Raw genomic sequence first — 8,893 nt, 5'->3', positions numbered from 1 at the left:
GCACCACCCGACGCATCATGGCGGGCGACCTCTCCGGACGCCTGCCGGTCGGGCGCAGCGGCGACGAGCTCGACCGCCTCGCGGAAAACCTCAACGCCATGCTGGAGCGGATCGAGGCCCTGATGATGGGCTTGAAGGAAGTTTCCGACAATATCGCCCACGATCTGAAGACGCCGCTGACGCGTCTGCGCAACCGCGCCGAAGAGGCGCTGGCGCGGTCCGGCAGCGAAGCCGATTACCGTGCGGCGCTTGAACGGACCATCGAGGAATCCGACGGCCTGATCCGCACCTTCAATGCGCTGTTGATGATCGCGCGGGCCGAATCCGGGCAGGCGCGCGGCAATATGATCGATTTCGACGCCGCCGAGGTTGCGCGCGGCATCCACGAACTCTACGAGCCGCTGGCCGAAGACAACGGCATGACGCTCCGCGTCAAGACCGCGCCCGCGCGGCTTCACGGCAATCGCGAACTGATCAGCCAGGCCCTGGCCAATCTGGTCGAGAATGCCATCAAATACGGCAAACCGGTTCCGGCCGCGCAGCCGCTCGGCGCCGACGCGGTCGCCGGAGCCAGGGAGATCCTGATCGAGGCGCGGCGCGAAGGCTATTCCGTGCTGCTCAGCGTCACCGACCACGGTCCCGGCATTCCGGAAGGCGACCGCAAACATGCGATCGAGCGGTTCGTTCGGCTCGAGGCCAGCCGCACCTTGCCGGGTTCCGGGCTCGGCCTCAGTCTGGCGTCGGCGGTGGCGACGCTGCATGGCGGCGAACTCCGGCTTGACGATTCGCATCCGGGGCTGATCGCGACATTGGCGATCCCGGCGATCGGCGGCGCAGGCGACAGGCTTGCGGCTCAAATGCAGGATGTGCCACAGAAGACGGCATGAACTCATCCGCGCCTGTTATGGAGCGACACGCTCTGGCCGCGCGCTTCGTGGACGGACCGCATGTCTCCGCTTCCAGTCAAGCCGAACAACGCCTGGGAGATTGGCTCGCCGAGCTCGAGCCGCGGCAATCGGCTGCGATCGGGGAATGGCTGGATCGTCCGTTCGCCAAAGCCATTCTGCTCGGCATTGCCGAATTCTCGCCCTATCTGTTCGACCTGGTCCGTGCCGACGCCGCGCGGCTGATCCGGCTGCTCGGATGCGATCCGGAGCAGCATCTCTCGACGCTGATCGAGCAGACCTCGCGCGAGGTGTTCGCCGCCGCCGGCGAAACCGACGTGATGCATCTGCTCCGGCGCATGAAAGCGGAAGCAGCCCTCTTGATCGCGTTGTGCGACATCGGCGGGGTCTGGCCGGTGATGCGGGTCACGGCGGCGCTGACCGATCTGGCGGTTGCCTCGGTGCAGTCGGCGCTCGGCTTCCTGCTGCGGCAGGAGGTGGCGCGCGGCCGGATGAGGCCTGCCAATCCCGATCGTCCCGAGGAGGGCTGTGGCCTGATCGTGCTGGCGATGGGCAAGATGGGCGCGGGCGAGCTGAATTTTTCCAGCGATATCGATCTGATCGTGTTTTTCGATCCGGCCGCGACGTCGCTGGTCGAGGATATCGAACCGCAGCCGTTTTTCGTGCGGGTTACCCAGGCTCTGGCGCGACTGCTGCAGCAGCGCTCGGGCGACGGTTATGTATTCCGGGTCGATCTGCGATTGCGGCCCGATCCCGCCTCGACCCAGGTCGCGATCTCGACCGAGGCGGCGCTGCATTATTACGAGCGGGAGGGGCGGACCTGGGAACGCGCCGCCATGATCAAGGCGCGGCCCTGCGCCGGCGATCCTCGGGCAGGGGAGGCACTGCTGGCGGAAGTCGCGCCGTTCGTCTGGCGCAAGCATCTGGATTTCGCGGCGCTGGCCGACGTCCACGACATGAAGCGGCAGATGCAGACCTATCGCGGCCAGAGCGGGATCGCGGTGGAGGGCCATAACGTCAAGGTTGGACGCGGTGGCATCCGCGAGATCGAGTTTTTCGCGCAGACCCAGCAATTGATCGCCGGCGGCCGGCATCCGCAATTGCGGGTAAGATCGACGCTGGAGGCGCTGAACGTATTGGCATCGAGCAACTGGATCACGTTCGAGGCACGCGATCAGCTCACGGCAGCCTATGAATTCCTGCGGCGGGTCGAGCATCGGCTGCAGATGATCGCGGACGAACAGACCCATGCGCTGCCCGAACAGGCCGAAGCGGTGGAGCGTTTTGCGCATTTCCTCGGCTATCAAAGCCGCGCCGCCTTCGCCGGCGATCTGATCGGGCATCTTGATATCGTGCAGGGGCACTACAGCCGGCTGTTCGAGGGCGATCCGACCGGCACCGTCAAGCTTCCGATGGTCGATTACGGCGCCGGTCCCGACGATCCGCGCCTGTTGGACCATCTTGCGACGCTCGGATTCAAGCAGCCGATCGCGGTCGCGAAAACGATTCAGCAATGGATGGAGGGTGACTATCGCGCGCTCCGCGCCGAGGCGACCAGAAACGCCTTTGTCGAGTTCATTCCCGGCCTGATCGACGGCCTCGCACGTGCGGAAGAGCCTGACAATGCGGTCGCGGCCTTTGATCGCTTTCTCGGGGCGTTGCAGCGCGGCGGACGGCTGATTTCGCTGCTGAGCCAGAACCGCGACCTCGTCGCCCTGGTGGCGCTGATCCTGGGCGCTGCGCCGCGGCTTGGCGACATGCTGGCGCGCCAGCCGCAGATCATGGACGGGCTGATCGATCCGCGCTTCTTTGGCGCCATGCCGGACCGCAAGGAGTTGTCCGGGCGGCTCGCGGCAACGCTCGGGGATGCCGACTCCTATGAGGATTTCCTCGATCGCCTCCGGCTGTTCGGCCAGGAAAGCCTGTTCCTGATCGGCAGCCGCATTCTGTCCGGCACGGTGTCGGCGCAGCAGGCCAGCATCGCCTTTGCCGACGTCGCCGAGGGCATCGTCCACACCGTGCATGGCCTTGTGACCGACCAGTTCGCCGCGCAATACGGGCGGATCAAGGAACAGCAGACCGCGATCCTCGCGATGGGCCGGCTCGGCAGCCGCGAGATGACGGCGTCCTCCGATCTCGACCTGATCCTGCTCTATGATTTCGACCATGAACATCCGGATTCCGACGGCGCGCGTTCGCTGCACGGCGCGCAGTATTTTGCCCGCTTCACCCAGCGGCTGATCAGCGCATTCACGACGCGGACCAATTACGGCGTGCTCTACGACGTGGACATGCGGCTGCGTCCGTCGGGACGCGCCGGGCCCGTGGCCTCGCGGGTCGACGCGTTTGCCGACTATCAGGAGCGCGACGCCTGGACCTGGGAGCACATGGCGCTGACAAGGGCGCGGGTGATCTCATCCCCGCCGGAACTCCGCGCCAGGATCGAAGGGATCATTCGCGGCGTGCTGACGCGGCCGCGCGATGCCGCGGGCACCGCCGCCGACGTCGCAGACATGCGCCGGGCGATCGCGCTGGAGAAGGGCGAGGACGACGTCTGGGACCTCAAGCTTGCCGCCGGCGGCCTGGTCGACATCGATTTCATCGCGCAGTATCTCCAGCTCATCCATGCCGCGCACACGCCGGAGATTCTTAGCGTCAGCACGCTCCAGGTGCTCGACAATGCCGCGCGGCTCGGCGTGCTGCCGCCATCGGAGGCCGAAATCCTGCGCGCGGCGGCGCGGCTCTACCATGACCTGACGCAAATCCTGCGGCTTTGCGTTGCCGGAAAGTTCAATCCGGGAACGGCGGGCGAGGATCTGTTGCGCGTGATGGCGCGCGCCGGCGACACGCCTGATTTCTCGACGCTGGAAGCGCGGCTGCGCGAGACCCAGGCCGAGGTGAGGCGGGTGTTCAACGCCGTGGTTGGCGGCGAAGCCTAGTTAGCTCCTCGAAAGCGGGATCGCGATGCAGGACGATCCGGGCTACCTCGATCCAATCAGCACCATCCGCGTCGGCGTCGAGCAGGCGCAAATAGGTCACGAAATGCGCCTCGTCATATGGGGTGATGTCGGGACCGTCAGGCGCCTCGTCGTCGACATCGGGATCAAGTTCAGGCTTTACACGCACAGCGCACCCTCTCTTTTCCGATGGATATCCGCAAGCCGAGCGCGCGGGCCTGAGCGCGCGCTATGTCGGCGCGATCGAGCGTGGTGACGTGTCGGCGAGCGTCACCGTGCTCGGACGGATTGCGGAAGCGCTGGGGGTCGAGCCGGGTGATCCGCTGCTGCGGCGATCCTACCGAAAAGGCTGAGCCGCCGCGTTAAGGGCCGATCAAGGCCCGGACATCTTTAAGCAAGACGAAGAGGTGCATGGGATCGCTGGGCGACGCGATGAAATCGAAGCGTTCGTAGAAGGCCCGCGCCTCATCATCCTTGGCGTGGACGGCGAAGGCCCGAAGGCCGGCGATCTCGGCCGCCGCGAGCGTCCGGGCGAGCGCGTCCTTCAAAAGACCGGACCCGATCCGTTTTCCCGCCCAGGCGCTGGCGACCGCGAGGCGGGCGAGGATCATCAGGGGAATCGGATGCCGCGCGACGCCCTTGCGTAGCCGCTCCGGTGCATCCTCGTAGGCCACGTCCCCGAACGCCAAGGTGTAGAAGCCGACAACCTCGTCTTTCGAGAAAGCCAGATAAGTCTGCGAGCTGTTGGAAAGCTGGCTCTGGAGGGCGAAGCGGATCAGGAAGCGGTTCAACGGTTCCTTGCCGCAATCGAACCCCTCGACGCGATGGTCACGCCGCAGCTTCTCGATGCGGAACGTCATCTATTCGGTCGGCGCTGGCTCGAACACGCTGGGTTCGGTCAACAGCCGCTGGAGCCGCGGCAGGGGCCGGGACGGCGCATCGAGCGCGGCCAGAAACGCCTTCCAGCGCGCCGCGTCCAGCCCAAAATGCTGACGATCAGGCAAAGCTTCCTGTGCGCGGTCGAGCGCACTCTCCAGCACGAACTCGCTGACCGAGCGCCGCGAGGCTTGCGCGGCGGCGTTCAGCACCCGCTTCGCCTCCGGCGTCAGGCGCAAATCGAGTTTCTCGGATCTGGTCGCATTGGCCATGATGACTTCTCCTGGCTCGCTATCTAGCACATCTGGCCTGCTTTGTCATGACATTGTCTGGCGTTTTCAAAAAACTAACTGGGTCTTCTTCAACTTCTCAAGGGCGGCGCCGATGTCGGGACCAGGTCCGGCGCCGCCGGCGGCTTTTTGGCGTATTGGTGCTCTTCCGGCCGTGATATCTGTCAAAATCATAGATGCCTTCGATGAGGCTTTCCTCTTGATCGACAAGCTTGAACTTCTGCTGGCCCTGGCAAAAGAGCGGCATTTCGGACGGGCCGCCGAAGCCTGCGGCGTCACCCAGCCGACGATGTCGACCAGCCTCAAGCAGCTCGAGGAAATTCTCGGCGTCATGCTGGTGCAGCGCGGCTCCCGCTTTCAGGGCTTTACGCCCGAAGGCGAGCGCACGCTCGACTGGGCGCGGCGCATCGTCGGCGACGCCCGCGCGATGCGGCAGGAGATCAACGGACTGAAGGACAAGCTGTCGGGCGAGATCAGGTTAGCTGCGATGCCCACCGTGCTCGGCATGGTGGCATCGCTGACGACGCCGTTTCGCGCGCGCCACCCCGATGTGCGCTTTCGTATCCAGTCCTGCACCTCGGCCGACGTGCTCGGCCTGTTGGAGAATCTCGAGGTCGATGCGGGTCTGACCTATATCGAGAACGAGCCGATCGGAAAGGTCCGCACCATCCCGCTCTACAACGAGAGCTACCGCCTGCTGACCTCGCCGGACGGCATGTTCGGCGACCGCGATCAGGTCACCTGGAGAGAAGTGGGGCAGGTGCCGCTGTGCCTGCTGACGCCGGACATGCAGAACCGGCGCATCATCGACCGCGCGCTGCGTTCGGTCGGCGCGGAGGCGACGCCGACGCTGACCTCGAACTCGCTATTGGTTCTCTTCACCCACGTGAAGACCGGACGCTGGGCCAGCGTGATGCCGGCGAAACTCGCGGAAACGCTGGGGCTGAAGGACAGCGTCCGCAGCATTCCGATCGTCGATCCCGTGGTCGATTACAGCATCGGGCTGGTGATCCCGCAGCGCGACCCGATGACGCCATTGATCGCCGCGCTGGTGCAGGTCGCGCGCGAAGTCGCCCCGACGCTGGACAGCTAGAACCTGCATTTGGATCCGCGCCTTCGTATCATGCGCTGCACAAAGCCGGAGGCGCCTCGGCTGATCTGCGAAAGGTGCATGACGTAGTTATCTTTATGTTTGGTCAGATAAATACAGCCGTATCGGGAGAGAAGAGTTCTCGCTCGGGTTGAAAAAAGATCGAGGCTGCATCACAAAACTTGTCTGTTGCCTCTTTTTGGCCGAGTTCGACCGTTCAGCTTGGCAGCTCCCTGAATGCGATCACGAATCGCAATGTTGGGCGAAGGCATCAGTGCAGAAATCGAGAGGGGCAATGTCATCGTCCTCGGATCAGACACGGCGTACGATCATCCTGACGGCTGTTGCCGCGGCGGCGCACATGGCGGCATCGAATCCTGCCGCTGCTGCCGACGAGGATCTGCCCGGCAGTGACGAGCGCCCTCAAAAAGCCGACGTTCTCGTATTCGCCGAGGGGGAACGTGCGGGAGAAATCATCAATCCGAAGGATCTGACGCTCGGCGGACCGCCGGTTCGCGCATGGCCAAAGGATCCAAAAACCTCAGTGATACGCAAAGGTTCTCGGTTAAACGAGGTGCTGGTCGTAAGGCTTGATCCGGCCGAACTGGATGACGAGACGCGCGCACGCGGGGCCGACGGAATCGTTGCGTATTCGGCCATTTGCACCCACGCCGGATGTCCCATCACAGCCTGGGTCAAGGGGGCGGCGGGTGACAAGGCTGTCTTGCAGTGCGTTTGTCATAATTCCGAATTCGATCCCCGGCAAAGCGCGCAAGTCGTATTCGGGCCAGCGCCCCGGCGTCTTGCGGCGCTTGCGCTGGCGACAGCCGATGGCGCGCTCACGGTAACTGCGGCATTTGGTGGAAAGGTAGGAGCACAGCAAGCAGGGTAGCGGCAGCCCGGTCGGCTTCCGCGCAACCATAAACAGATCAACAAAACAACAGGGAGGAGCATCTATGACTATGAAGCAATGCCTATTGTCGAGTGTGGTCGCGTCCACGTGCCTTTTCTCCATCGCCGCCGGCGCCGGCCCGATCGAGAAATACAGCCCGGTGACCGCCGATCGCCTCAAGAACCCGGAACCCGGCAACTGGATGCACTATCGCCGGACCTATGACGGGCAGGGATACAGCCCGCTCGACCAGATCAACACCTCGAACGTGAAAAGTCTCACCCCGGTGTGGACCTTCTCGACCGGCGTGATCGAAGGGCACGAGGCGCCACCGATCATCAACAATGGCGTGATGTTCGTCGCGACCCCGATGGGGCAGGTGATCGCCCTGAACGCCAAAACCGGCGACGAGTACTGGCGATACAAGCGCCAGCTTCCGGACGATCTGTTCCAGCTGCATCCGACCAGCCGTGGTGTGGGCCTGTGGCAGGACAAGCTGTACCTGGCGACGACCGACGACCACGTCGTCGCGCTCGATGCCAAGACCGGCAAAGTGGTCTGGGATACCAAAGTTCAGGACTACAAAAAGGGGCAGTATCTGACGCTGATGCCCTTGGTGGTGGAAGGCAAGGTGATCGTCGGCGGTTCCGGCGGTGAATACGGCGTACGAGGCTATGTCGTTGCGTTCGATGCCGACACCGGCAAGGAACTGTGGCGGACCTTCACCATCCCCGGCGAGGGCGAGAAGGGCAACGAAACCTGGAAGGGAGACGACTGGAAATCGGGTGGCGGATCAGCCTGGATGACAGGCACCTACGACATCGACACCAGGACGATCTATTGGGGTACCGGCAACGCTGCGCCTTGGCCAGGCGATACTCACCCCGGTGACAATCTCTACACCACCTCGGTGCTCGCGCTCGATCCCGACAGCGGCAAGATCAAGACATACCACCAGTACCACCAAAACGATTCCTGGGATTGGGACGAGGTGGAGGCACCGATGCTGGTCGACCTGCAACGGGACGGACGCTCCTTCAAGAGCCTGATCCATCCCGGCCGCGATGCGATCTTCTGGGTACTCGAGCGCAAGCCGGACCGGATCAATTATGTCGCCGGCTGGCCTTTCGTCTATACCGATGTCTGGAAGGGCATCGAGCCCGAGACCGGCAAGCCCATCGTCGACCCGGCCCACAAGCCGGTTGTTGGCAAGCGGGTTGAATTCTGTCCGTCGCTGTGGGGCGGCAAGGATTGGCCGTCGGCGGCGTATAGTCCGAAGACCGGCCTGGTTTACGTTCCCGCCAACGAGAACTTCTGCGGCGGCTTTACCGGCGAGAAGGTGCCATTGGTTCCAGGCCAGCTTTGGCTCGGCACCAGGCCTGAAGACATCGGTTTGTCGGCTCGTCCCGGCGCCGATCATTTTGGCGAACTGCAGGCGTGGGACCCGGCAACCGGCAAGAAGGTCTGGTCGCACAACTTCGCCAAGTCCCAGTTGTTTGGTTCGGTGACGGCCACCGCGGGTGATCTCATCCTGGTCGGGGGCACCAACGACCGGATGTTCCGGGCCTTCCATGCCAAGACGGGCGAGCTGCTCTGGGAGCAAAAGACCAACTCGGGCATCATGGGCATGCCGATCGCCTATGAGGTCGACGGCACGCAATATATCGCGGTCCAGTCGGGTTGGGGCGTAGACGCCCAGCGCATTCAGGACGCGCTCTCAAAGGATAAGAAGCTCGGTATCGAGGACAACGTGCCTCAGGGCGGCGTCGTCTGGGTGTTCGCCGTCAAGAAGTAACGGCCGGGATCGTTGCTCCGGCAACGAGCCAGATACGAAAGAAGGGCGGCGGACGATGATGTCCGCCGCCCTTTTCTGTTGCTGCCGG

General features: G+C 63.9%; 7 protein-coding genes and 2 pseudogenes. 6 read left to right on the top strand and 3 right to left on the bottom strand.

Annotation, left to right across the window (positions count from 1 at the left end; translation table 11 throughout):
• Positions 1–887, top strand: an 887-nt coding sequence (locus tag WCE35_RS06095; RefSeq protein ID WP_424592446.1) for a sensor histidine kinase, incomplete at its 5' end; no start/stop codon positions are given.
• Positions 884–3,844: a bifunctional [glutamine synthetase] adenylyltransferase/[glutamine synthetase]-adenylyl-L-tyrosine phosphorylase gene (locus tag WCE35_RS06090; RefSeq protein WP_424592445.1), complete on the top strand. Its 2,961-nt coding sequence runs from the start codon at positions 884–886 to the stop codon at positions 3,842–3,844. The genes WCE35_RS06095 and WCE35_RS06090, both read left to right, overlap by 4 nt.
• Here WCE35_RS06090 and WCE35_RS06085 read toward each other — a convergent pair.
• Positions 3,834–4,031, bottom strand: a pseudogene (locus tag WCE35_RS06085) (DUF2285 domain-containing protein); the annotation flags it as partial. The gene WCE35_RS06090 and the pseudogene WCE35_RS06085 overlap by 11 nt on opposite strands.
• A 34-nt stretch (positions 4,032–4,065) precedes the next feature.
• Between WCE35_RS06085 and WCE35_RS06080 the strand changes: the two are divergent.
• Positions 4,066–4,215 (top strand): annotated as a pseudogene (locus tag WCE35_RS06080) (helix-turn-helix domain-containing protein); the annotation flags it as partial.
• 9 nt (positions 4,216–4,224) lie between these two features.
• Here the strand turns inward: WCE35_RS06080 and WCE35_RS06075 are convergent.
• Both WCE35_RS06075 and WCE35_RS06070 read right to left on the bottom strand, forming a co-directional pair.
• A complete protein-coding gene (locus WCE35_RS06075; RefSeq protein ID WP_424592444.1) occupies positions 4,225–4,722 on the bottom strand; it encodes a GNAT family N-acetyltransferase in 498 nt (165 codons plus the stop codon).
• On the bottom strand, positions 4,723–5,010 hold the full coding sequence (locus tag WCE35_RS06070) for a DUF1778 domain-containing protein (protein ID WP_424592443.1): 288 nt from the start codon (positions 5,008–5,010) through the stop codon (positions 4,723–4,725). It abuts the gene before it with no gap.
• A gap of 217 nt (positions 5,011–5,227) precedes the next feature.
• On the opposite strand from WCE35_RS06070, the gene WCE35_RS06065 reads away from it, so the two are divergent.
• The 3 genes from WCE35_RS06065 to WCE35_RS06055 all read left to right on the top strand — a co-directional run bounded on the left by WCE35_RS06065 (position 5,228) and on the right by WCE35_RS06055 (position 8,805).
• A complete protein-coding gene (locus WCE35_RS06065; protein WP_424592442.1) occupies positions 5,228–6,121 on the top strand; it encodes a LysR family transcriptional regulator in 894 nt (297 codons plus the stop codon).
• 292 nt (positions 6,122–6,413) lie between these two features.
• Positions 6,414–7,010, top strand: a complete 597-nt coding sequence (locus WCE35_RS06060; RefSeq protein ID WP_424592441.1) for a ubiquinol-cytochrome c reductase iron-sulfur subunit — start codon at positions 6,414–6,416, stop codon at positions 7,008–7,010.
• Between the two features lie 64 nt (positions 7,011–7,074).
• Complete coding sequence (locus tag WCE35_RS06055) at positions 7,075–8,805, top strand: methanol/ethanol family PQQ-dependent dehydrogenase (RefSeq protein WP_424592440.1); 1,731 nt, start codon at positions 7,075–7,077, stop codon at positions 8,803–8,805.
• Positions 8,806–8,893: the final 88 nt, after the last annotated feature.

Source organism: Bradyrhizobium sp., from assembly GCF_049691595.1.
GTDB lineage: Bacteria > Pseudomonadota > Alphaproteobacteria > Rhizobiales > Xanthobacteraceae > Bradyrhizobium.
This window is presented reverse-complemented; position numbering and strand designations above follow the sequence as displayed.